The 21,780-nt window shown below is 71.9% G+C and carries 22 protein-coding genes and 1 pseudogene; 9 read left to right on the forward strand and 14 right to left on the reverse strand.

All coding sequences use genetic code 11. From position 1 onward, the window contains the following. The first annotated feature begins 146 nt into the window (after positions 1 to 146). The 3 genes from AC07FJ_RS28405 (at position 147) to AC07FJ_RS28415 (ending at position 1,981) form a co-directional block, all read left to right on the forward strand. Positions 147 to 635, forward strand: a complete 489-nt coding sequence (locus AC07FJ_RS28405; RefSeq protein ID WP_361421577.1) for a YajQ family cyclic di-GMP-binding protein — start codon at positions 147 to 149, stop codon at positions 633 to 635. A gap of 168 nt (positions 636 to 803) precedes the next feature. After that, positions 804 to 1,310, forward strand: a complete 507-nt coding sequence (locus AC07FJ_RS28410; RefSeq protein ID WP_479052107.1) for a methylated-DNA--[protein]-cysteine S-methyltransferase — start codon at positions 804 to 806, stop codon at positions 1,308 to 1,310. Next, positions 1,307 to 1,981 (forward strand): alpha-ketoglutarate-dependent dioxygenase AlkB family protein, encoded by a 675-nt coding sequence (locus AC07FJ_RS28415; RefSeq protein WP_479052108.1) that lies wholly within the window; start codon positions 1,307 to 1,309, stop codon positions 1,979 to 1,981. Before AC07FJ_RS28410 ends, AC07FJ_RS28415 begins: the two co-directional genes overlap by 4 nt. 14 nt (positions 1,982 to 1,995) lie before the next feature. On the opposite strand, the gene AC07FJ_RS28420 is transcribed toward AC07FJ_RS28415, so the two are convergent. After that, positions 1,996 to 2,265, reverse strand: coding sequence for a GlsB/YeaQ/YmgE family stress response membrane protein (locus AC07FJ_RS28420; RefSeq protein WP_479052109.1), 270 nt, complete (start codon positions 2,263 to 2,265; stop codon positions 1,996 to 1,998). Positions 2,266 to 2,351: 86 nt separating this feature from the next. Here AC07FJ_RS28420 and AC07FJ_RS28425 point away from each other — a divergent pair, with 86 nt between their 5' ends. Beyond that, the gene (locus AC07FJ_RS28425) at positions 2,352 to 3,557 is read left to right on the forward strand and encodes an APC family permease (RefSeq protein WP_479052110.1); all 1,206 of its coding nucleotides are present in this window, start codon (positions 2,352 to 2,354) and stop codon (positions 3,555 to 3,557) included. Positions 3,558 to 3,803: 246 nt separating this feature from the next. Here AC07FJ_RS28425 and AC07FJ_RS28430 read toward each other — a convergent pair whose 3' ends face one another. From AC07FJ_RS28430 to AC07FJ_RS28490, 13 genes are all read right to left on the reverse strand, one after another. After that, positions 3,804 to 4,196: a YccF domain-containing protein gene (locus AC07FJ_RS28430; protein ID WP_361421591.1), complete on the reverse strand. Its 393-nt coding sequence runs from the start codon at positions 4,194 to 4,196 to the stop codon at positions 3,804 to 3,806. Further along, complete coding sequence (gene htpX / locus AC07FJ_RS28435; protein WP_479052111.1) at positions 4,193 to 5,056, reverse strand: zinc metalloprotease HtpX; 864 nt, start codon at positions 5,054 to 5,056, stop codon at positions 4,193 to 4,195. Before htpX ends, AC07FJ_RS28430 begins: the two co-directional genes overlap by 4 nt. Positions 5,057 to 5,207: 151 nt before the next feature. Then, positions 5,208 to 5,666 carry a large conductance mechanosensitive channel protein MscL gene (mscL, locus tag AC07FJ_RS28440; RefSeq protein WP_479052112.1) on the reverse strand — a complete coding sequence of 153 codons (459 nt, stop codon included), beginning with the start codon at positions 5,664 to 5,666 and terminating at the stop codon, positions 5,208 to 5,210. Between the two features lie 40 nt (positions 5,667 to 5,706). After that, a complete protein-coding gene (locus AC07FJ_RS28445) occupies positions 5,707 to 7,245 on the reverse strand; it encodes an NADH-quinone oxidoreductase subunit N (RefSeq protein ID WP_479052113.1) in 1,539 nt (512 codons plus the stop codon). Next, a complete protein-coding gene (locus AC07FJ_RS28450) occupies positions 7,242 to 8,819 on the reverse strand; it encodes a complex I subunit 4 family protein (RefSeq protein WP_479052114.1) in 1,578 nt (525 codons plus the stop codon). Before AC07FJ_RS28450 ends, AC07FJ_RS28445 begins: the two co-directional genes overlap by 4 nt. Positions 8,820 to 8,822: 3 nt before the next feature. After that, positions 8,823 to 10,823 carry an NADH-quinone oxidoreductase subunit 5 family protein gene (locus AC07FJ_RS28455; protein ID WP_479052115.1) on the reverse strand — a complete coding sequence of 667 codons (2,001 nt, stop codon included), beginning with the start codon at positions 10,821 to 10,823 and terminating at the stop codon, positions 8,823 to 8,825. After that, positions 10,820 to 11,233: an NADH-quinone oxidoreductase subunit NuoK gene (gene nuoK, locus AC07FJ_RS28460; protein WP_479052116.1), complete on the reverse strand. Its 414-nt coding sequence runs from the start codon at positions 11,231 to 11,233 to the stop codon at positions 10,820 to 10,822. Before nuoK ends, AC07FJ_RS28455 begins: the two co-directional genes overlap by 4 nt. Beyond that, positions 11,233 to 11,841 (reverse strand): NADH-quinone oxidoreductase subunit J family protein, encoded by a 609-nt coding sequence (locus AC07FJ_RS28465; RefSeq protein WP_479052117.1) that lies wholly within the window; start codon positions 11,839 to 11,841, stop codon positions 11,233 to 11,235. Before AC07FJ_RS28465 ends, nuoK begins: the two co-directional genes overlap by 1 nt. Then, a complete protein-coding gene (locus AC07FJ_RS28470) occupies positions 11,838 to 12,446 on the reverse strand; it encodes a NuoI/complex I 23 kDa subunit family protein (RefSeq protein ID WP_479052118.1) in 609 nt (202 codons plus the stop codon). The genes AC07FJ_RS28465 and AC07FJ_RS28470 overlap by 4 nt, the downstream gene beginning before the upstream one ends. Then, positions 12,446 to 13,414: a complex I subunit 1/NuoH family protein gene (locus tag AC07FJ_RS28475; protein ID WP_479052119.1), complete on the reverse strand. Its 969-nt coding sequence runs from the start codon at positions 13,412 to 13,414 to the stop codon at positions 12,446 to 12,448. Before AC07FJ_RS28475 ends, AC07FJ_RS28470 begins: the two co-directional genes overlap by 1 nt. Further along, complete coding sequence (locus tag AC07FJ_RS28480; protein ID WP_479052120.1) at positions 13,411 to 14,538, reverse strand: NADH-quinone oxidoreductase subunit C; 1,128 nt, start codon at positions 14,536 to 14,538, stop codon at positions 13,411 to 13,413. Before AC07FJ_RS28480 ends, AC07FJ_RS28475 begins: the two co-directional genes overlap by 4 nt. Further along, entirely contained in the window at positions 14,535 to 15,230 is a 696-nt protein-coding gene (locus AC07FJ_RS28485) for an NADH-quinone oxidoreductase subunit B (RefSeq protein ID WP_479052121.1), read from the reverse strand. The genes AC07FJ_RS28480 and AC07FJ_RS28485 overlap by 4 nt, the downstream gene beginning before the upstream one ends. Further along, positions 15,221 to 15,622, reverse strand: a complete 402-nt coding sequence (locus tag AC07FJ_RS28490; protein WP_361421625.1) for an NADH-quinone oxidoreductase subunit A — start codon at positions 15,620 to 15,622, stop codon at positions 15,221 to 15,223. Before AC07FJ_RS28490 ends, AC07FJ_RS28485 begins: the two co-directional genes overlap by 10 nt. 213 nt (positions 15,623 to 15,835) lie before the next feature. Between AC07FJ_RS28490 and AC07FJ_RS28495 the strand changes: the two genes are divergently transcribed. From AC07FJ_RS28495 to AC07FJ_RS28515, 5 genes and pseudogenes are all read left to right on the forward strand, one after another. Then, complete coding sequence (locus AC07FJ_RS28495) at positions 15,836 to 16,996, forward strand: sensor histidine kinase (RefSeq protein WP_479052122.1); 1,161 nt, start codon at positions 15,836 to 15,838, stop codon at positions 16,994 to 16,996. A gap of 160 nt (positions 16,997 to 17,156) precedes the next feature. Continuing rightward, complete coding sequence (locus AC07FJ_RS28500) at positions 17,157 to 18,479, forward strand: sensor histidine kinase (RefSeq protein ID WP_479052123.1); 1,323 nt, start codon at positions 17,157 to 17,159, stop codon at positions 18,477 to 18,479. A 143-nt stretch (positions 18,480 to 18,622) separates the two neighbouring features. Further along, the gene (locus AC07FJ_RS28505; RefSeq protein ID WP_479052124.1) at positions 18,623 to 19,294 is read left to right on the forward strand and encodes a LuxR C-terminal-related transcriptional regulator; all 672 of its coding nucleotides are present in this window, start codon (positions 18,623 to 18,625) and stop codon (positions 19,292 to 19,294) included. A 285-nt stretch (positions 19,295 to 19,579) separates the two neighbouring features. After that, positions 19,580 to 21,538: a 2-oxoacid:acceptor oxidoreductase subunit alpha gene (locus AC07FJ_RS28510; RefSeq protein ID WP_479052125.1), complete on the forward strand. Its 1,959-nt coding sequence runs from the start codon at positions 19,580 to 19,582 to the stop codon at positions 21,536 to 21,538. Then, positions 21,531 to 21,780: pseudogene (locus tag AC07FJ_RS28515) on the forward strand (2-oxoacid:ferredoxin oxidoreductase subunit beta); the annotation flags it as partial. The gene AC07FJ_RS28510 and the pseudogene AC07FJ_RS28515, both read left to right, overlap by 8 nt.

A 21,780-nucleotide genomic window follows, 5' to 3' on the forward strand; every position in this document is an offset into this window, starting at 1 on the left:
TTCTCGGCGGCGCTCCGTGGCAACGACGTAAACAATACCTGATGCCGACGGGTGCTTCGCCACCGGTTTGATCAGCAGGTGGGGTGGGTGAGGGTGACTAGGCTTTGGGGGCACTGATACGCACCCGACCCAAGGAGCCACAGGACATGGCCGACTCCAGTTTCGACATCGTCTCGAAGGTCGAGCGGCAGGAGGTCGACAACGCCCTCAACCAGGCGGCGAAGGAGATCTCCCAGCGCTACGACTTCAAGAACGTCGGGGCCTCCATCTCCTGGTCCGGCGAGAAGATCCTGATGCAGGCGAACTCCGAGGAGCGGGTCAAGGCCATCCTCGACGTGTTCGAGTCCAAGCTGATCAAGCGGGGCATCTCGCTGAAGTCGCTGGACGCCGGTGAGCCGCAGCTGTCCGGCAAGGAGTACAAGATCTTCGCGTCGATCCAGGAGGGCATCTCCCAGGAGAACGCCAAGAAGGTGGCGAAGATCATCCGCGACGAGGGCCCCAAGGGCGTCAAGGCGCAGGTGCAGGGCGACGAGCTGCGGGTCAGCTCGAAGAGCCGTGACGACCTGCAGGCCGTGATCGCGCTGCTGAAGCAGCAGGACTTCGACTTCGCGCTGCAGTTCGTGAACTACCGCTGAGCCGCCGTGAGCCGCCGCTGAGCCGCCGCTGACGCCACCCGGCCCGGGCTTCGTGTCCGATTTCCGCCAGCGGCCGGACCGGTGCCGCGCCCAGACTGGCGGTCGGAGCCCCCGCCCGGCGGTCAGGAGCGGGCCGGGGGCCGAGCGCGAGGAAGGGAAGACCGAGCCATGACGGTGTACGCGTACGTCGACGGGCCGCTCGGCGCGATGCTGCTGGTCGGCGAGGAGACCGGCCCTGAGGGGGCCGGTACGGCGCTGATCTCGCTCTCGCTGCCGGAGCAGAAGGGCGGCGCGGTCGTCCAGGACGGGTGGCGGCACGCGCCGGAGGCGTTCGAGGGCATCGCGGCGCAGCTCACGGCGTACTTCGCCGGCCGGCTGACGCGCTTCGACATCCCGTACTCCGACGGGGCCGGCACGGACTTCCAGCGGCGGGTGTGGCGGGCGCTGGAGGACATCCCGTACGGCGAGACCGTGACGTACGGCGAGATCGCCGCACGGGTCGGCTCCCCGGGGGCCGGGGTGCGGGCCGTGGGGACGGCGATCGGGCGCAACCCGCTGCTGGTGGTGCGGCCCTGCCACCGGGTGATCGGCGCGGACGGGGCGCTGCGCGGGTACGCGGCCGGGCTGGGGCGCAAGGAGCGGCTGCTGGGGCTGGAAGGCGCGCGGGCGCGGTGACCGGCGGGGCCGACGGGTTGTTTCCGCTGCGGCGTGAACGGGCGGAGGTCGCGCCGGGCGCGGTGCACCTACCCGGCTGGCTGCCGGTGGAGCGGCAGCGGGAGCTGGTCGAGGCGTGCCGGGGCTGGGCGCGCGGGCCGGTGCCGATGCGGCACACGGTGCTGCCGGGCGGGGGCGTCATGTCCGTCCGCACGGTGTGCGTGGGCTGGCACTGGCAGCCGTACCGCTACAGCCGCACCGCCGACGACGTGAACGGCGCCCGCGTGGCGGAGTTCCCCGACTGGCTGGCGGAGCTGGGGCGGGCGGCGCTCGTGGCGGCGTACGGGGACGAGGGCGGGCACGGCGGCTACGCCCCGGACACCGCGCTGGTCAACTTCTACGAGCCCGGGGCCCGGATGGGCATGCACCGGGACCGGGAGGAGCGGTCCGGCGCCCCGGTGGTGTCGCTGAGCATCGGGGACCGTTGCGTCTTCCGGTTCGGGAACACCGAGACGCGTGGGCGGCCCTACACGGACGTGGAGCTGGCGTCGGGCGACCTGTTCGTCTTCGGCGGCCCCTCGCGGTTCGCGTACCACGGGGTGCCGAAGGTGTACCCGGACACGGGCGACCCGGCGGCGGGGCTTCCCTCGGGACGGCTGAACATCACCCTGCGCGAGACCGGGCTCTCCTGAGGGTGTCGGGCGGCTCAGCGCGAGCGGGAGTGGCCGAACAGGATGCGGTAGGCGATCAGCAGCACGAGCGAGCCGCCTATGGCCGCCGCCCAGGTGGCTCCGTCGTAGAACTCGTTGGTGATCGGCCGGTCCAGGAAGCGGGCCGACAGCCAGCCGCCGACGAAGGCGCCCGCGACGCCGATGACGGTGGTGCCGATCAAGCCGCCGGGGTCGCGGCCCGGGAGCAGGATCTTGGCGACGACTCCGGCCAGCAGCCCGAGGACGATCCAGCTGAGGAAGCTCATGCCGGGAACCTGCCTTTCATACGGTGTTGTCGTGGAGGACGCCGGGGGCGCCGGGGAAGGTTGCGGGCGTCAGTAGGGTGCGGCACATGACACGGGAGTTGCGGCGGTCGCTGGGCGTCTTCGACGCGGTCGTCATCGGGCTGGGCTCCATGGTCGGGGCCGGGATCTTCGCGGCCCTGGCACCGGCGGCCGGAGCGGCCGGCAGCGGGCTGCTCGCGGGGCTCGCGCTGGCCGCGGGCGTGGCGTACTGCAACGCCATGGCGTCGGCGCGCCTCGCCGCCCGCTATCCGGCGTCGGGTGGCACCTATGTGTACGGTCGCGAACGGCTCGGTCCGTTCTGGGGCTTCCTGGCCGGGTGGGCCTTCATCGTGGGCAAGACCGCGTCGTGCGCGGCGATGGCGCTGACGGTCGGCGCGTACGTGTGGCCGGGGCAGGCGCACGCGGTCGCGGTCGCGGCGGTGGTGGCCATGACCGCCGTGAACTACGGAGGCGTGCAGAAGTCGGCGTGGGTGACGCGCGCGATCGTGGCGGTGGTGCTGGCGGTCCTGGCCGCGGTGGCGGTCTCCTCTCTCGGGTCGGGGGCCGCGGACTTCGGGCGGCTCGAGCCGGGAAGTGACGCGTCGTTGGGCGGTGTGCTCCAGGCGGCGGGTCTGCTGTTCTTCGCCTTCGCGGGGTACGCGCGGATCGCCACCCTCGGCGAGGAGGTCAGGGACCCGGCGCGGACCATCCCGCGGGCGGTCCCGCTCGCGCTGGGCATCGCGCTCGTGGTGTACGTGGTGGTGGCGGTCTCCGTCCTGTCGGTGCTGGGCGCGCGGGAGCTGGCCGGGTCGGCGGCCCCGCTCGCGGACGCGGCGCGGGCGGCGGGGCACGGCTGGCTGGTCCCGGTGGTGCGGGTCGGCGCGGCGGTGGCCGCGCTCGGCTCGCTGCTGGCGCTGATCCTCGGTGTCTCCCGGACGACGCTGGCGATGGCCCGCGACGGCCACCTGCCGCGCGCCCTCGCCGCCGTCCACCCCCGCTACCAGGTACCGCACCACGCCGAGCTGGCGGTGGGCGCGGTGGTGGCGGCCACGGCGGATCTGCGCGGGGCGATCGGCTTCTCGTCGTTCGGGGTGCTGGCCTACTACGCGATCGCCAACGCCTCGGCGTGGACCCTCGGTACCGGCCGCGTCCTGGCGGTGGCGGGCCTGGCGGGGTGCGCGCTGCTGGCGTTCGCCCTGCCGGTGTCGTCCGTCCTCGCGGGCGCGGCGGTACTGGCGGTGGGCGCGGTGATCTACGCGGTGCGGCGCGGGTAGGGCCCGGGCGGGGGCGGGGACGGCAGAGCTGCGGGGGTCCCTGCCGGGCGGCTCCCCGGCGCGGGTTCGGGCGCGGGCGCGCGTGCGGCCCGTCGCACGGCCGCGCCCAGGGCGGGATAGCGCGCGGCCGCGCTCAGGTCCGGGATATTCGGGGGGCCCAGGCCCCCAAGTCGTACGCGTGTTCCGTCATGGCTCCATGGTGCACCACACCACTGACAACCGGTGACGACGTCGTCACGCCCGGCGTCAGCGGGCCGTGAAGGGCTGGTCCGTCGGGACGATCTCCTTGCCAAGCGGCAGCAGCGAGACCGGGATCAGCTTGAAGTTCGCGATGCCGAGCGGGATGCCGATGATCGTGACGCACAGGGCGATGCCCGTGACGATGTGGCCGATCGCCAGCCACCAGCCCGCCAGCACCAGCCACAGCACGTTCCCGACGCAGGACGCGGCGCCCGCGTCGCGGCGGTCCACCACCGTCTGGCCGAAGGGCCACAGGGCGTACAGGCCGATACGGAAGGCGGCGATGCCGAAGGGGATGCCGATGACGGTGATGCAGAGCAGGAGGCCCGCCGCGAGGTAGCCGAGGCACAGCCAGAAGCCGCTCAGGACCAGCCATATGAGGTTGAGGATCGTCTTCACGGGCGGCGACCTGCCATCTGTTCGAGCCGGGCAATACGTTCCGCCATCGGCGGGTGGGTGGAGAACATCCGGGCGAGCCCCTGGCCCGGCCGGAACGGGTTGGCGATCATCATGTGGCTGGCGGTCTCGATCCTGGGCTCCGGCGGCAGCGGGAGCCGCTTGGCGCCCGCCTCCAGCTTGCGCAGGGCGCTGGCCAGGGCCAGCGGGTCCCCGGTCAGCTGGGCGCCCGAGGCGTCCGCCTCGTACTCCCTGGAGCGGCTGATGGCGAGCTGGATGACCGACGCGGCGAGCGGACCCAGCAGCATGATCAGGAGCATGCCGAACAGGCCCGGGCCCTCGTCGTCGTCCGAGCGGCCGATCGGGATCAGCCAGGCGAAGTTCACCAGGAACATGATCACCGAGGCGAGCGCGCCGGCCACGGACGAGATCAGGATGTCGCGGTTGTAGACGTGGCTGAGCTCGTGGCCGATCACGCCGCGCAGCTCGCGCTCGTCGAGGAGCTGGAGGATGCCCTCGGTGCAGCAGACCGCCGCGTTGCGCGGGTTGCGGCCGGTGGCGAAGGCGTTGGGGGCCATGGTCGGAGAGATGTAGAGCCGCGGCATGGGCTGGCGGGCCTGCGTCGACAGCTCGCGGACCATCCGGTACAGCTGCGGCGCCTGGAACTCGCTCACCGGGCGCGCCCGCATGGCGCGCAGGGCCAGCTTGTCGCTGTTCCAGTACGCGTACCCGTTGGTGCCGAGCGCCACGAGCAGCGCGACGTACAGGCCCGTACGCCCGAAGAGGCTGCCGATGAGGATGATGAGTGCGGACAGTCCTCCGAGGAGTACGGCGGTCCTCAGCCCGTTGTGCCGGCGGTGCACGGTACGCCCTCCAAGTGGTGCGGTAGGGGAACCCTTGCTGGTGCTGGTCCTCGTCCACTGTCCAGTGGACCCTCCCGTACTGGTCAACGCCAGGCGGGAGTGGCGGGTTCCCTCGCGCGCGGAGGGCGGTGCGCTCGGCCGTTCGGGTGACTCAGCGCGGAGCCGGCATCAGACCGGCCTTGGCGAGCGCCTCGGGAACCGGCTGCACCTCGCTGGTGCAGTGGCGGCAGCGGCTGGCGATGGCGGGGATCTCGGAGTAACAGCGGGGGCAGTCGCGCAGGGCCGCCTTGATGTCGAAGGGCTCGTCCCGCTTGAAGCGGCTCTGGATCTTCATCATCGGGACCACGACGCCGAAGTACAGGACGGCCGCCGTGATCAGGAAGGCCAGGATGGCGCTGACGAACAGGCCGTACGGGAACTTCGCGCCCTCCACCGAGAAGGTGGCCTTGCTGTAGTCGCCGATCGAACCGGTGGCGAGGCCGATGAGCGGCACGATGAAGGCGTTGCTGAAGGCCGTGACGACGGCGGTGAAGGCGGCTCCGACGGCCAGACCGATCGCCATGGAGATGACGTTTCCGCGCAGGACGAAGTCCTTGAAACCGTTCAGCACGGTCGTGCTCCTGGAGGTGGTGGGGGGATCGGGACGGGGATCAGAACAGGGTGCTCGCGGCGAAGCGCAGCACCAGCTGGGGGTAGCCGGACAGCAGGACGCCGGCGAAGGCCGTCAGGCCGATGGCGAGGGTGATCGGCGCGGTACCCGCCGCGCGGCTAGCCACGGCCGCCTCCGGGGCCGCGGCCCGCGCCTCCGGGGCGCGGAACAGCACCGCCGTCCACTGGAGGTAGTAGTAGAGGCCGATGACCACGTTGACGCCCATGACGACGGCGAGCCAGCCCAGGCCCGCGTCGACGACCGACTGGAACACGGTCACCTTGGCGAACAGGCCGATGATGCCGGGCGGCAGGCCCGCCAGGCACAGCAGGAAGAAGCCCATGGCGAGCGCGGCGAGGGGCCGGGTCGCGTACAGGCCCCGGTAGTCGGAGATCCGGTTGAGCGGGTGCGTACGCGCCACCAGGGCGGCGACCGCGAAGGCTCCGAGGTTCACGACGGCGTACATCAGGGCGTACGAGACGGTGGCGCCGATCTGGTCGTCGCTGGAGTACGCGGCGGCCGCGATCGGCACCAGGAGGTACCCGGCCTGCGCCACGGAGGACCAGGCCAGCAGCCGGACGGCGCTCCACGCGCGCGTGGAGACCTGCCGCAGGGCGGCGACGTTCCCGACGGTCATGGTCAGCGCGGCCAGCACGGACAGGGCCGGGCCCCAGACGTCGGCGTACGAGGGGAAGGCGACGACGGTCACCAGGATGAGGCCGGTGAAGCCGACCGCCTTCCCGACGACGGAGAGGAACGCGGCGACGGGCAGCGGCGCGCCGACATAGGTGTCCGGCACCCAGAAGTGGAACGGCACGGCGGCCGTCTTGAAGGCGAAGCCGACGAGGGTGAGGGCGACGCCCGCCTTGGCGAGGGTGGCGAGCTGGGCCGGGGTGTCGTCGATGCTCTGGGCGATCTCGGTCAGGTGCAGCGTGCCGGTCGAGGCGTACACGAAGCTCACGCCGAGCAGGGACACGGCCGTCGCGGTGACGGAGGACAGGAAGAACTTCAGCGCCGCCTCGCCCGACATGCGGTCGCCGCGCTTGAGGCCGACGAGCGCGAACGCGGGCAGCGAGGCGACCTCCAGGGCGACGATCAGGGTCGCCAGGTCGCGGGAGGCGGGCAGCAGCGCGGCTCCGGCGGCCGAGGAGAGCAGCAGGAACCAGAACTCGCCCGCGGGGAGCTTCTCCTCGGTCTCCGTCAGCGACAGCAGGGCCGTCAGGAGGGCGCCGCCGAGCACCAGCAGCTGGATGACGAGGGTGAAGTGGTCCGCGGTGTAGCTGCAGGCGTCGGAGTCGGTGGTGAGGCAGAAGGTGGAGCGGTCGCCCTTGCGCAGCGGCGCGAGGGCGGCGAGCGCGACGGCGAGACCGGCGAGGGAGATCCAGCCGAGGAGGCGCCGGCGGTCCTTCGGTACGAAGAGGTCGGCGACGAGCACGGCCAGGCCGGTCACGGCGGCGATGGTGGGCGGCGCGATGGCCGCCCAGTCGACCGACTGGACGAGGTGGGCTGTGTTCGCGGTGCTCGCGGCTGCGGCGGTCACGACTTGCCTCCTGCGAGGAGCTTCTGCACGGCCGGGTCGGACAGGCCGAGGAGGAGCGCGGGCCAGAGGCCGGCGAGGACGGTGAGGACGGCCAGCGGGGTCCAGGCGGCGAACTCGTAGGGCCGGATGTCGGCGATCGGCGGCCGGCCCTCGGCGGGGTGGGCGCCCATGCAGACCCGGCGTACGACGACGAGGAGGTACGCGGCGGTGAGCAGCGTGCCGAAGGCGCCGATGGCCATGAAGGTGAGGAAGGCGGGGCGGTTGAGGCCCGCGGCCGGCTGGAACGCGCCGAACAGCGCGAGCATCTCGCCCCAGAACCCGGCCAGCCCGGGCAGGCCGAGGGAGGCGACGGCCGCGAAGGCGAGCAGGCCGCCGAGGCGCGGCGCGCGGCCGTAGAGCGCGGCGCCGGTCTGCTGGGCCAGGGCGTCGAGGTCGGTGGTGCCGGTGCGGTCCTTGAGGGCGCCGACCAGGAAGAAGAGCAGGCCGGTGATGAGGCCGTGGGCGATGTTGGCGAAGAGCGCGCCGTTCACGCCGGTGGGGGTCATGGTGGCGATGCCGAGGAGCACGAAGCCCATGTGGCCGACGGAGGAGTACGCGATCAGGCGCTTGAGGTCGCCGTTCGCACCGGAACGGGCCAGGGCGAGGCAGGCGAGCGATCCGTAGATGATGCCGGCGACGGCGAAGCCCGCGAGGTACGGGGCGAGGACGTGCATGCCGTCGGGCGTGATCGGCAGGGCGATCCGGACGAACCCGTACGTACCCATCTTCAGCAGCACGCCCGCGAGGAGCACCGACCCGACGGTCGGGGCGGCGGTGTGGGCGTCCGGCAGCCAGCTGTGGAGCGGCCACATCGGGGTCTTCACGGCGAGGCCGACGCCGATCGCGAGAACGGCGATGACCTGCACGGACGTGGTGATGTCGCGGCCGTTGTCAGTGGCGAGTGCCACCATGTCGAAGGTGCCGGCCTTCAGCCCGACGAGCAGCAGGCCGAGCAGCATGACGACCGAACCGAGCAGCGTGTAGAGGATGAACCGCCAGGCGGCCTGGCGCCTGCCCTCGCCGCCCCAGCGGGCGATGAGGAAGTACATCGGGATGAGGACCATCTCGAAGGCCAGGAAGAACAGCAGCAGGTCGAGGACGGCGAAGGTCGCGAGCATGCCGGACTCGAGGACGAGCAGCAGGGCGACGAACGCCTTGGGGGAAGGGCCCGCGGGCAGCTTGAAGTAGCTGTACAGCGCGCAGAGGAAGGTCAGCAGCGCGGTCAGGACGAGGAGGGGGAGCGAGATGCCGTCGGTACCGAGGTGGATCCGCACGTCGAGCGCGGGGATCCAGCTGATGTCCGTCGTGGCCTGCATCTTCGACGGCTGGTCGTGGTCGAAGCCCAGCAGGAGCACGATCGCGGCGGCGAGGACGGCGCCGGTCACGGTCACGCCGTGGCGCAGCACGGCCTGGTCCGGGGACTTCCCCTTCAGCCCGGGCGGGGCGGGGAGGAGAGCCGCGGCCGCGCCGATGAGCGGGCCGACGACGATGAACGCGAGAAGGAACTGCATCACGGATTCGCTGATATCGATCACGGCTCACGCTCCGGCGGCGACGAGTACGGCGGCGATCGCCAGGACGACGGAGCCGGCCAGCAGGACGCTGAGGTAGGTCTGCACATTGCCGGTCTGGGCGCGGCGTACGGCCCGGCCGAGCAGGTGCGTGCCGCCGCCCGCGCCGCGTACGTAGGTCTCGACGACCTCCCGGTCGAGGAAGCTGACCAGGGAGGCGGCGGCCCGGACGGGGCGTACGAAGAGGGCGGAGTAGACGGCGTCAAGGCGGAAGCCCGCGGCGGCGTGGCGGTGCAGCGGGCCGAGCAGCAGGCGCCCCGGGTCGGCGGGGTCGGGGGCCGACGCGATATCGCCGTAGGCGGCCGTGTGGGTGGCGATGGCCTCCTCCTCGGAGACGGCCGGCTGCTCCTGGGGGTGGGCGGCGACCGCGCCGAGCGGGGTGGCCGCCGCGGTGCGCACCTTGTGTGTCGCTGCGCGCCAGGCGGCGTAGGTGACCAGTCCGCCGACGAGCGCGATGCCCGTGCCGAGCACCGCCGTGGTGACGGTGGGGGTGAGGGCCTGGCCGTCGAACCAGTCGCTCAGGTAGCCGGCAGTGAGGCCGAAGGCGAGGGACGGGACGGCGAGCACCCACAGGACGCCGTTCATGACGAGCGGCTGGCGGCCGTGATCGGGGGCCTCGGTGCCGCGGCCCCGGAAGGCGAGCAGCCACAGGCGCGTCGCGTAGGCGGCGGTGAGGAGGGCGGTGATCAGACCGGAGACGAGCACGATCCAGCCCGCCCCGGCGGGGGCGGCGGCCCGGTCGCCGAGAGCGGTGTGCTCGGCGGCCACGAGCACGGCCTCCTTGGAGAAGAAGCCGGCGAAGGGCGGGATCGCGGCGAGCGCGAGCAGCGCGACCGTCATCGTCCAGTACGCGTCGGGGATGCGGGCGGCAAGGCCCCGCATGCGGGACATGGCGGCCAGGGAGTTGGTGCCGGCGGCGTGGATGATCACGCCGGCGGCGAGGAAGAGCAGCGCCTTGAAGGCACCGTGCGACAGGAGGTGGAAGACGGCGGCGCCGCGGTCGCCGACGGCCAGGGCGCCCGACATGTAGCCGAGCTGGCCGATGGTCGAGTACGCGAGCACGCGCTTGATGTCGTCCTGGGCGAGGGCGGCCAGTCCGGAGCCCACCATGGTGACCGCGGCCATCACGGCGAGCACGGTCATGGCCGCGGCGGAGGCGGCGAAAAGCGGGAGGAGGCGGGCCACGAAGTAGATACCGGCGGCGACCATCGTCGCGGCGTGGATCAGCGCGGAGACCGGCGTCGGGCCGGCCATCGCGTCGGGCAGCCAGGTGTGCAGCGGGAACTGCGCGGACTTGCCCGCCACACCCGCGAGGAGCAGCAGCGCCACCAGTGTCGGGTGGTCGATGCCGTCGGCGGCGACGGCTCCCAGGATCCCGGTGATCCGGAACGTGCCGGCGTCGGCGGCCAGCGCGAAGAGGCCGATGAGGAACGGGACGTCACCGAGCTTGGTGACGAGGAACGCCTTCAGGGAGGCGGCCCGCGCCTCGGGAGTCTCCCAGTAGTGGCCGACCAGGAAGTACGAGCAGATGCCCATGATCTCCCAGCCGACCAGCAGCACCATCAGGTCGCCGGAGTAGACGACGAGCAGCATCGCGGAGGTGAAGAGGGAGACGAGCGCCGCGTACGAGGGGTAGCGCGGGTCGTCGCGCAGGTAGCCCGTCGAGTAGATCTGCACGCACGACGCGACCACGCCGACCAGGACGGCGGCGAGGACGGCGAAGCCGTCCAGGTGCAGGGCGAGCTCGATGGGGACCGAGCCGGTCGGGGTGAGCTGGGTGGCCGCGTCGATCGGCCGGCCGCCGCCCTGCCGGGCTGCGACCAGGACGGCCACCACGAGGGCGGCGAGCGTCGGCAGGACGGCGAGCGGGCGGACGAAGCCGGGCGCGGTGCGGCCGAGCAGCAGCCCGGCCAGGGCGCCGAGGAACGGGAGGAGGGGTACGAGGACGGCGAGGGTCGTGGTGGTCACGCGGTGGCCTCGGCCTTCTCGTCGGGGACCTCGCCGGCGGCGTCGGAGGCAGCGTCGGAGGCGGCCTCGTCCAGGGCGTCGTCAGGGGCGTCGTCGGGACCCGGCGTCTCGGCGTTGTCGCGGAGCTTGTCGATGTCGGAGGTGCCGCGGTTGCGGTAGACCATCAGGACGATCGCCAGGCCGATGCCGATCTCGGCGGCGGCGATGGCGATGGTGAAGAGCGTGAGTGCCTGGCCGGCGTGCAGGGTGTCGCGGAGCCAGACGTCGAACGCGACGAGGTTGAGGTTGACGGCGTTGAGCATCAGCTCGACGGACATCAGGACCAGGATCGCGTTGCGGCGGGCGAGGACTCCGTACAGCCCCGTGCAGAAGAGCAGGACGGCGAGGACCGCGGGATAGGCGAGGTGCATCAGCGCTGCCCCTTCCGGTCGGTCGCCCGGCCGGCGGCCGGGCCGGTGGCCCGGCCGGGCGCGGCACCGTCGTCCGCCCGGTCCTTGCGGGACAGGACGATCGCGCCGACGAGCGCGGCGAGCAGGAGGACGGAGAGCGCTTCGAAGGGCAGCACCCAGTGCCGGAAGAGGATCGTGCCGGAGACCTTGGTGGAGCCCTGGACGGGCCCGTCCAGGTCGATCCAGGTGGTGCGGAACGCGTCGACGACCACCCAGACGAGGGCGGCCGCCGCGGCGACGGCGACCGCGAGGGCGGCCGGGCGGTTGCCCGAGTCGGCGTCCGGGGAACGGCCGATGGGTGCCTTGGTGAGCATGAGACCGAAGAGGAGGAGGACGACGACGGAACCGACGTAGATCAGCACCTGCACCCAGGCGACGAACTCGGCGGTGAGGAGCAGGTACTCGACGGCGATGCCGCCGAGCGCCACCACGAGCCACAGGGCGGCGTGCACCAGCTGCTTGGTGGTGACGGTGACGACGGCCGCGCCGAGGGTGACGATGCCGACGAGGAGGAAGGCGATCTCGACGCCCGTGGGCGACAGGAAGCCGTGGGCCGCGGCGAGGCTCACTCACTGCCTCCCGCGGTCCCGGGCGCCTCGGGCGCGTCCGTGGTCTTGGTCGTCTCGGGCGTCTCCCCTGCCTGGGCCGCCTGGGCCGCGGCGAGCTTCTCCGCGGCCTTGCGGGCGGCAGCGATCTCCTTCGGCTCCTCCGCACCCGGGTCGAGGGCGGGCGGCTCCGGGACCGTCCACATCCACTCGCGGAGCTTGTCCCGCTCGTGCGTGAGCTCGTGGATGTCCGTCTCCGCGTACTCGAACTCCGGCGACCAGAACAGCGCGTCGAAAGGACACACCTCGATGCAGATACCGCAGTACATGCACAGTGCGAAGTCGATGGCGAACCGGTCGAGGACGTTGCGGCTGCGCTCGCGCCCGCCCGGCGTGGCGGCGGGCATCGTCTCCTTGTGGGAGTCGATGTAGATGCACCAGTCGGGGCATTCGCGGGCGCACAGCATGCAGACCGTGCAGTTCTCCTCGAACAGCCCGATCACGCCGCGGGTACGGGGCGGCAGTTCGGGCTGGGCGTCCGGGTACTGCGCGGTGTGACTCTTCTTCGTCATCGTGCGCAGCGTGACGGCCAGGCCCTTGGCGAGGCCGGATCCGGGAATCGGAGGCATCAGGGGTTCACCACCTTGACGATGCCGGTGAGGGCGATCTGGGCGAGGGCGAGCGGGACGAGCGTGGTCCAGGCGAGCTTCTGCAGCTGGTCCTCGCGCAGCCGCGGGTAGCTCACGCGCAGCCAGATCACGATGAAGGCCAGCACGGCCGTCTTGAGCAGGGTCCAGAGCCAGCCGAGCCCCTCGGCGCCGAACGGCCCGTGCCAGCCGCCGAGGAAGAGGACGGTGGTCAGACCGCACAGCACGACGATGCCGGCGTACTCGGCGAGGAGGAACAGCGCGAAGCGCAGGCCCGTGTACTCGGTGTATGCACCGAAGATGATCTCGGAGTCGGCGACCGGCATGTCGAAGGGCGGGCGCTGCAGCTCGGCGAGGCCCGCGACGAAGAAGACCAGCGCGCCGACGATCTGCCACGGCAGCCACCACCACTCGAAGGCGTTGACGATGCCCGGGAGGGAGACGGTGCCGGCCGCCATGGCGACGGAGGCGGCGGCGAGCAGCATGGGCAGCTCGTACGCGAGCAGCTGGGCGGCGGTGCGCAGGCCGCCGAGGAGCGAGAACTTGTTGGCGGACGCCCAGCCCGCCATGAGCGAGCCGAGCACGCCGACGCCCATGACGGCGAGCACGAAGAAGACGCCCGCGTCGACCAGTACGCCGACCGCGCCCTCGCTCGGGCCGATCGGGATGGCGACCAGCACGAGGAGGTACGGGAGGAGCGCGATGGCGGGGGCGAGCTGGAAGATGCGGCGGTCGGCGTTGGCCGGGACCACGTCCTCCTTCTGCGCGAACTTCACGCCGTCCGCGACGAGCTGCGCCCAGCCGTGGAAGCCGCCGGCGTACATGGGGCCGAGGCGGCCCTGCATGTGCGCCATGACCTTGTGCTCCGTCTGGCCGATCACCAGCGGCAGGACGAGGAACACGGCGAAGACGGCGACCAGGCGGAGGGCGACGTCGAGCACGTCGTTCACGCGTCTCCTTCAGGTCGTTCGGGCTGTTCGGGCCGTTCGGGCCGTTCCGCTTGTGCGGGTCGTTCCGGCTGTGCGGTCCGTGCGGGTTTCTCGGGTCGTTCGGGGCCTTCGGGGCGCCGCTGCTCTTCGGCGTCGGGCGCGGCGGGCGCGGCGGCGGTGTCGTCGTCGAAGGCGGGGCGCGGGTTGTTCCAGGGCGCGTCCGTGCTGCGGGTGCGCGGCGGGGCCGGCGGCGCGGTGGGGGCCTCGGACGGAGGCGTGGCCTCCGGCGCCGCGGGCCGCGTGCGCTGGGTGGCCGAGCCCTCGCTCACGCTGCGCGCGCGGCGAGGGGTACCGGTCGCCGGGGCCGCAGGAGCCGCCGGGGCGTCCGCAGCCGCAGCAGCCGCCGGAGCCGCCTGGCTCGCGGAGCCCTCGGCGGCCGTACGGGCACGGCGTACCGGACGGTCACCGGCACCGGCAGCGGCACCCGCACCGGCCGCACCCGCCGCACCGGCGGCGCGGGCCGGGCGTTCGCGGACGGGGCGCGCCGGGGCAGGGGGCAGCTGGCCCTTGAGGGGACCCCACTCGTTGGGGTCGGGCACGCCGGGCGGCAGCATCTGGCGGCGCTTGGGGCCGCCGTGCGCCGCGCCCGCCGCAGTCTCCCCGGGCTCTTTCGCGCCCGGCCACGCCTTCGCCACGCGCGCGGCCAGGACGAAGTCCTTGCGCAGCGGGTGGCCCTCGAAGTTCTCGGGGAGGAGGAGAGGCGCGAGGTTGGGGTGGTTCTCGAAGCGGACGCCGAACATCTCGTGCGTCTCGCGCTCGTGCCACGCCGCGCCCGCGTACACGCCGATGGCGGTCGGCAGCACCGGGGCGTCGTGCGGCACGGTCGTACGCAGCAGGAGACGGCGGACCGTGCCGTCCGCCAGGGCGACGACGTGGGCGCAGACGCGGAAGCCCGTCGCCGGTTCGTCGACCGCGCTCAGCCAGTCGAAGTAGGTGCAGCCGAGCTCGTCCCGGGCGGTTTCGAGCGCGGCGATCCAGGAGCCGGCCGGCACGTCGACCGTCAGCAGGTCGTACGCGTGCTCGGCGGTGGCCTCCTCGCCGAAGACCTCGGTGACGGATTCGGGGAGACGGTCGTACGCGTTCACTCCGCGCCTCCCGGCGACGGCGCGGCCGAAGACGTGGCCGACGGGGAGACAGACGCGGAGACGGTCGGCGAGGCGGACGGGGACGGCGGCGGCACGGGACCGCTGCGCAGCTGCGCGACCGACGACGGCCGCCCGTGGCCGTACCGCTCGCCCAGCGACTCGCGGGCGATCTTCTCCTGGAGCTTGAGGATGCCCTGGAGCAGCGCCTCCGGGCGCGGCGGGCAGCCCGGCACGTACACGTCGACGGGGATGATCTGGTCGACGCCCTTGGTCACGGCGTACGAGTCCCAGTACGGTCCCCCGCAGTTGGAGCAGGCGCCGAAGGAGATGACGTACTTCGGCTCCGGCATCTGCTCGTACAGCCGCTTCACCGCCGGGGCCATCTTGTCGGTGACGGTCCCGGAGACGACCATGAGGTCGGCCTGGCGGGGGCCGGGCGCGAACGGGATGACGCCGAGCCGGATGAAGTCGTGCCGGGCCATCGACGCGGCGATGAACTCGATCGCGCAGCAGGCGAGTCCGAAGTTGAAGACCCACAGGCTGTAGCGGCGGCCCCAGTTCAGGACCACCTTCATCGGCTCGGGGGCGAGCCGGGACAGGACGCCGAGCCTTTTCGGTTCGGGCAGGTCCACCGGGCTCGCGGGGACCACAGGGGTCGCAGGCGTCTCGGGAGTCACAGGGGTTACGTCCATGTCAGGACGCCCTTCTTGTACGCGTAGAGCAGTCCTACGGCGAGGAAGCCGAGGAAGATGAACATCTCGACCAGCGTCGTGGCGCCGTACCCCGGTGCTGCGAAGACCGTCGCCCAGGGGAAGAGGAAGATGGAGTCGACGGCGAAGATGACGTACAGAAAAGAGTAGACGTAGTAGCGCACCTGGGTGTGGGCCCAGCCCTCGCCCACGGGGTCGACGCCGCACTCGTAGGTGAGCATCTTCTCCTGCGTCGGCACGACGGGCCGGAGCAGCCGCCCGGCCCCGAAGGCGACGGCGACGAAGAGCACCCCCAATAGCGCCAGCAGGCCTACCACCGAGTAGCTTTGGAAGTAGTCGACGGCGAGTACGGTCCCCACGGTCGGTTCCGGCACGTCCGTAGTCCTCGCTCCCTGCCACGCGGCTGCTGTTGCGGCTGTTGTTTATGCGTTCTCTACGCACGGGAGTGTAGGCCCTGGCAAAGCGCGGGTAATCAGCCGTGCCGCACTTCGGCGGTGCTCGGGGGCCCGCTGGGTGGGGTTAGCCCTACTCCGCTCCCCCCACGAGCCCCATGGCGTGGCCGTGTACGGCCGGGCAGGCTGGTCCGCATGACCGCACGCAGCGCACCGCACTTCGCCTTCGGCCGGCAGGCCTGGAAGGAGGTCGCGTACCTCCTCTCCAGCCTCCCGGTCGCCGTGATGGGTTTCGTGTACGTGCTGGTGGTGGTGGGCGTCGGCGTGGGCCTGTCGGTGACCGTCGTCGGGCTGCCCCTGCTCACCGTCGGGCTCGCCGGGGCGCGGGTGCTCGGTCGGACGGAGCGGTCCCGGGCGCGGGCGCTGCTCGGCATACGGATCGACGAGCCGAGCCGGCTGCCGCACCGGCGCGGCGCCGGATTCTTCCCCTGGCTGTGGACGGGGCTGAAGGACCCGGTGGCCTGGCGGACGATGCTGTACGCGTTCATACGGCTGCCGTGGAGCGTCCTCACCTTCGTCGTCACGCTGGTGGGCCTCGTCGTGCTGTGGCCGGTCCTCGGCTACGTCGTGCGCGGCATGGTGGCTGTGGACGGGGCGCTGGCGCGCGGCCTGTTGTCGCCCTCCGACGAGCTGGAGCGGCGGATCGCGGAGCTGGAGTCGGACCGGGGCGTGGTCGTCGACACGGCCGCCGCCGATCTACGCCGCATCGAGCGCGACCTGCACGACGGCGCCCAGGCCCGGCTCGTCGCCCTCGCCATGGACCTGGGCCTCGCCAAAGAGAAGATGGCCGAGAACCCCGAGGCCGCGGCGCGCATGGTCGAGGAGGCGCACGGCGAGGTCAAGATCGCGCTGCAGGAACTGCGCGACCTGGCACGCGGAATCCACCCCGCCGTGCTCACCGACCGCGGCCTCGACGCCGCCCTGTCCTCCATAGCCTCCCGCTGCACCGTCCCGGTCAAGGTCACCGTCGACCTTCCCGAGCGGCCGGCCGAGGCGATCGAGGGCATCGCCTACTTCACCGTCTCCGAGCTGCTGCAGAACGTCTCCAAACACTCCGGGGCGCGTTCGGCGGCCGTCGACGTCTGGCGGGTGGACGACCGGCTGCTCATACAGGTCACGGACGACGGCCATGGCGGAGCCCGGCTGGACGACGGCACCGGCCTGCCGGGCCTCGAGGAACGGCTGGACGCGGTCGACGGACTGTTCACGGTGGAGTCCCCGGCCGGCGGCCCGACGACGGTCACCGCCGAGCTGCCCTGGCGCCGCCGCGACACCTCGCGCCCGGCCGCGCGTTAGCGGCGCCGCCGAGGGTGGGCCCCCCTTCGGGAGTAGGGAAAACCCCCGGTCACGACGGAGAGCGCCCTCATGGTGGACACGACCCGGGCACGGCAGCCTGGACACACGACGCAATGGCGCGCACCGCGCGACCGCGACTCGCAGAAACGGACTGACACCGATGGCCATGGCTTACGGCTCGGGCACCACCCGGCACCACCGCGTCCCGGCGGCGCTGCGCGCGCCGTTGGAGGCGCGCACCTGGCGCGAGTTCGGCTACCTGCTCCTGGGGCTGCCGCTCAGCGTGTTCTACTTCGCCGTCGCCATCGCGACGGTCGCGCTCGGCGCGGGGCTGCTCGTGACCTTCCTGGGCATACCCGTCCTCGCCGGGGGTCTCGCCCTGTGCCGTGGGTTCGGCGTGGTGGAGCGGGCTCGGGCGCGTGTGCTGCTGGGGGTGGAGATCGCCGACCCCGACCCGGTACGGCGCGGCCCCGGCGGCGGGCCGATGGCCCGGGTGGGCGGCCTGCTCAAGAGCGGCGTGTCCTGGCGGCACCTCCTCTACGCGGTGGTGCACCTGCCCTGGGCGGTCTTCGCCTTCTCGGTCGCGGTGTCCTTCTGGGCGTACGGCTGGGCGCTGCTGACGTATCCGCTGTGGCAGTGGATCTTCCCGGTGTACGCGGGCGTCGACGGGCTGCAGCTGTACGGTGACGGGACGCACAGCGTCCACTTGGACACGCCGGTCGAGCTGGCGCTGACCAGCCTGGCCGGGCTGCTGCTCTGGATGCTCACACCGTGGCTGATCCGGGCGATGGCCGGCGTCGACCGCCTGCTGGTCACGGGGCTGCTCGGCCCGTCCCGGCTCGCCAGCCGGGTGTCGGAGCTGGAGTCGGACCGGGGCGTGGTCGTCGACACGGCCGCCGCCGATCTACGCCGCATCGAGCGCGACCTGCACGACGGCGCCCAGGCCCGGCTCGTCGCCCTCGCCATGGACCTCGGCCTCGCCAAAGAGAAGATGGCCGAGAACCCCGAGGCAGCGGCGCGCATGGTCGAGGAGGCACACGGCGAGGTCAAGATCGCACTGCAGGAACTGCGCGACCTGGCACGCGGAATCCACCCCGCCGTGCTCACCGACCGCGGCCTCGACGCCGCCCTGTCCTCCATAGCCTCCCGCTGCACCGTCCCGGTGTCGGTCGAGGTGGACCTGCCGGAGCGGCCGGCGCCGGCCATCGAGGGCATCGCCTACTTCACCGTCTCGGAGCTGCTGCAGAACGTCTCCAAGCACTCCGGGGCCACGCGGGCCGGTGTCGACGTGTGGCGGGTGGAGGACCGGCTGCTGCTCCAGGTGACGGACAACGGCCGCGGTGGCGCACGACTCGACGGCGGCACGGGCCTGGCGGGGCTGGCCGAGCGGCTGGACGCGGTCGACGGCGTCCTCGCCGTGAAGTCACCGGCCGGCGGCCCGACCGCGATCATCGCCGAGTTGCCGTGGCGCGCCCGGCCCTGACGCGCCCCTCGCCGGCTGCCCGTCCTCCCCCAAGTGGTTATCCACAGGCAGCCCATGACGATCCGGATGCTGGGATGCTGTACCCCGGACGCGGCAAACGCGTGGACCGGATCGATGGTGGGGGCTTCAGGATCGTGGGAGATGTGGAAGACCGGGTACGGGTGGTCATCGCCGAGGATTCCGTACTCCTGCGGGAGGGGCTGACCCGGCTGCTGACCGACCGGGGGCACGACGTCGTCGCCGGGGTGGGTGACGGCGACGCATTGATCAAGACAATCGACGACCTGGCCGGCCAGGGGGATCTGCCGGACGTGGTGGTCGCCGATGTGCGGATGCCCCCGACGCACACCGACGAAGGCGTGCGGGCGGCGGTGCGCCTCCGCAAGGAGCACCCCGGCATCGGTGTCCTGGTGCTGTCGCAGTACGTCGAGGAGCGGTACGCCACCGAGCTGCTGGCCGGCAGCACCCGGGGCGTGGGGTACCTGCTGAAGGACCGGGTCGCGGAGGTCCGCGAGTTCGTGGACGCGGTCGTGCGGGTGTCCCGGGGCGGTACGGCGCTGGACCCCGAGGTGGTGGCCCAGCTGCTGGGGCGGAGCCGTAAACAGGACGTTCTGGCGGGGCTGACGCCGCGTGAGCGTGAGGTCCTGGGGCTGATGGCGGAGGGGCGGACGAACTCCGCGATCGCGCGGCAGCTCAGGGTGAGCGACGGCGCGGTGGAGAAGCACGTGAGCAGCATCTTCCTGAAGCTCGGGCTGTCCCCGAGCGAGGGTGATCACCGGCGGGTGCTCGCGGTGCTCACCTATCTGAACAGCTGAGGCGTCTGTACATCTGAGGCGCCCCAGGCGTCCCGGCCCGGGCTGCCGGCCCAGAACCGGAGGACCGGCCGGGAGCGTCGTTCACGCAGGAGTCGGGGGGAGACAAAGCATGATGAGTCCGGGTGTAAGGACGTTCCAAAATAACGTCCAACATTTGAGCGATCCAGGGAAGGCGACCCTTACGGACGTAGGGTGGGCCTTGGGAGAACCAGCCACCAGGCCGTCTCCCGAGCGTTCCCCCGCCGACGGCGGGGAGGCCCCTTGTCTCGAGGGAGGTCCAGTTCAGTGACCAGCCAGGTCAGTAGCCCGGCCGAGCGGGCGGACGAGGCCGGCGAAGCCGACGAGGCTGTCGTCGGGGAACAGCGCGGCACGCCGACGCGGCACGAGGGCGAGAAGCAGGTCCGTCGTCTGGATCGGGTGATCATCCGGTTCGCGGGTGACTCCGGTGACGGTATGCAGTTGACGGGAGACCGGTTCACTTCGGAGACGGCGTCGTTCGGCAACGACCTGTCGACCCTGCCGAACTTCCCCGCCGAGATCCGCGCCCCCGCCGGCACCCTGCCCGGCGTCTCCTCGTTCCAGCTCCACTTCGCCGACCACGACATCCTCACCCCCGGCGATGCCCCGGACGTGCTGGTCGCGATGAACCCCGCCGCCCTGAAGGCCAACATCGCCGACGTACCCCGCGGCGGCGAGATCATCGTCAACACCGACGAATTCGCCAAACGCGCCATGGCCAAGGTCGGCTACGACACCAGCCCCCTCGAAGACGGCTCCCTGGACGCCTACAACGTCCACCCCGTCCCCCTCACCACGCTGACGATCGAGGCGCTGAAGGACTTCGGCCTGTCCCGCAAGGAAGCCGAACGGTCCAAGAACATGTTCGCCCTCGGCCTGCTGTCGTGGATGTATCACCGGCCTACCGAGGGCACCGAGAGATTCCTGCGCAAGAAGTTCGCCAAGAAGCCCGAGATCGCCGAGGCGAACGTGGCCGCCTTCCGCGCCGGCTGGAACTTCGGCGAGACGACCGAGGACTTCGCCGTCTCCTACGAAGTCGCACCCGCCACCCAGGCCTTCCCCGCCGGCACCTACCGCAACATCTCCGGCAACCTCGCCCTGTCTTACGGGCTGATCGCCGCCTCCCGCCAGGCCGACCTGCCGCTCTACCTGGGCTCCTACCCCATCACCCCGGCCTCCGACATCCTCCACGAGCTGTCCAAGCACAAGAACTTCGGCGTGCGGACCTTCCAGGCCGAGGACGAGATCGCCGGCATCGGCGCCGCGCTCGGCGCCGCCTTCGGCGGGTCGCTGGCCGTCACCACCACCTCAGGGCCCGGTGTGGCACTGAAATCGGAGACCATCGGCCTGGCCGTCTCCCTGGAGCTGCCGCTGCTGATCGTCGACATCCAGCGCGGCGGCCCCTCGACGGGCCTGCCCACCAAGACCGAGCAGGCCGACCTGCTGCAGGCGATGTACGGGCGCAACGGCGAGGCCCCGGTGCCGATCGTGGCACCGCGCACCCCGGCCGACTGCTTCGACGCCGCCCTCGACGCCGCCCGGATCGCGCTCACCTACCGCACACCGGTGTTCCTGCTGTCCGACGGCTACCTCGCCAACGGCTCCGAACCCTGGCGCGTCCCCGAGGTGGACGAGCTGCCCGACCTGCGGGTGCAGTTCGCCTCCGGCCCGAACCACACGCTGGCCGACGGCACCGAGGTCTTCTGGCCCTACAAGCGCGACCCGCACACCCTCGCCCGACCCTGGGCGGTGCCGGGGACACCGGGCCTGGAGCACCGCATCGGCGGCATCGAGAAGCAGGACGGCACGGGCAACATCTCCTACGACCCGGCCAACCACGACTTCATGGTCCGCACCCGCCAGGCCAAGATCGACGGCATCGAGGTGCCGGACGTGGAGGTCGACCACCAGGACGGGGCCCGCACGCTCGTCCTGGGCTGGGGCTCGACCTACGGCCCGATCACCGCCGCCGTACGACGCGTCCGCAGAGACGGCGGCCGCATCGCCCAGGCCCATCTGCGCCACCTCAACCCCTTCCCGAAGAATCTCGGCGAGGTGCTGGCGCGCTACGACAAGGTCGTCGTGCCCGAGATGAACCTCGGCCAGCTCGCCGCTCTCATCCGGGCGAAGTACCTCGTGGACGCGCACAGCTACAACCAGGTCAACGGCATGCCGTTCAAGGCCGAGCAGCTCGCCACGGCTCTCAAGGAGGCCACCGATGTCTGAGGCGCTCAAGCTCGTGCCGAAGGCCGAGGCGAAGCAGTCCATGAAGGACTTCAAGTCGGACCAGGAAGTGCGCTGGTGCCCCGGCTGCGGTGACTACGCGATCCTCGCCGCCGTACAGGGCTTCATGCCCGAGCTCGGCCTGGCCAGGGAGAACATCGTCTTCGTCTCCGGCATCGGCTGCTCCTCCCGCTTCCCGTACTACATGAACACCTACGGGATGCACTCCATCCACGGCCGCGCCC

It is taken from the genome of Streptomyces sp. NPDC045998, from assembly GCF_056430285.1.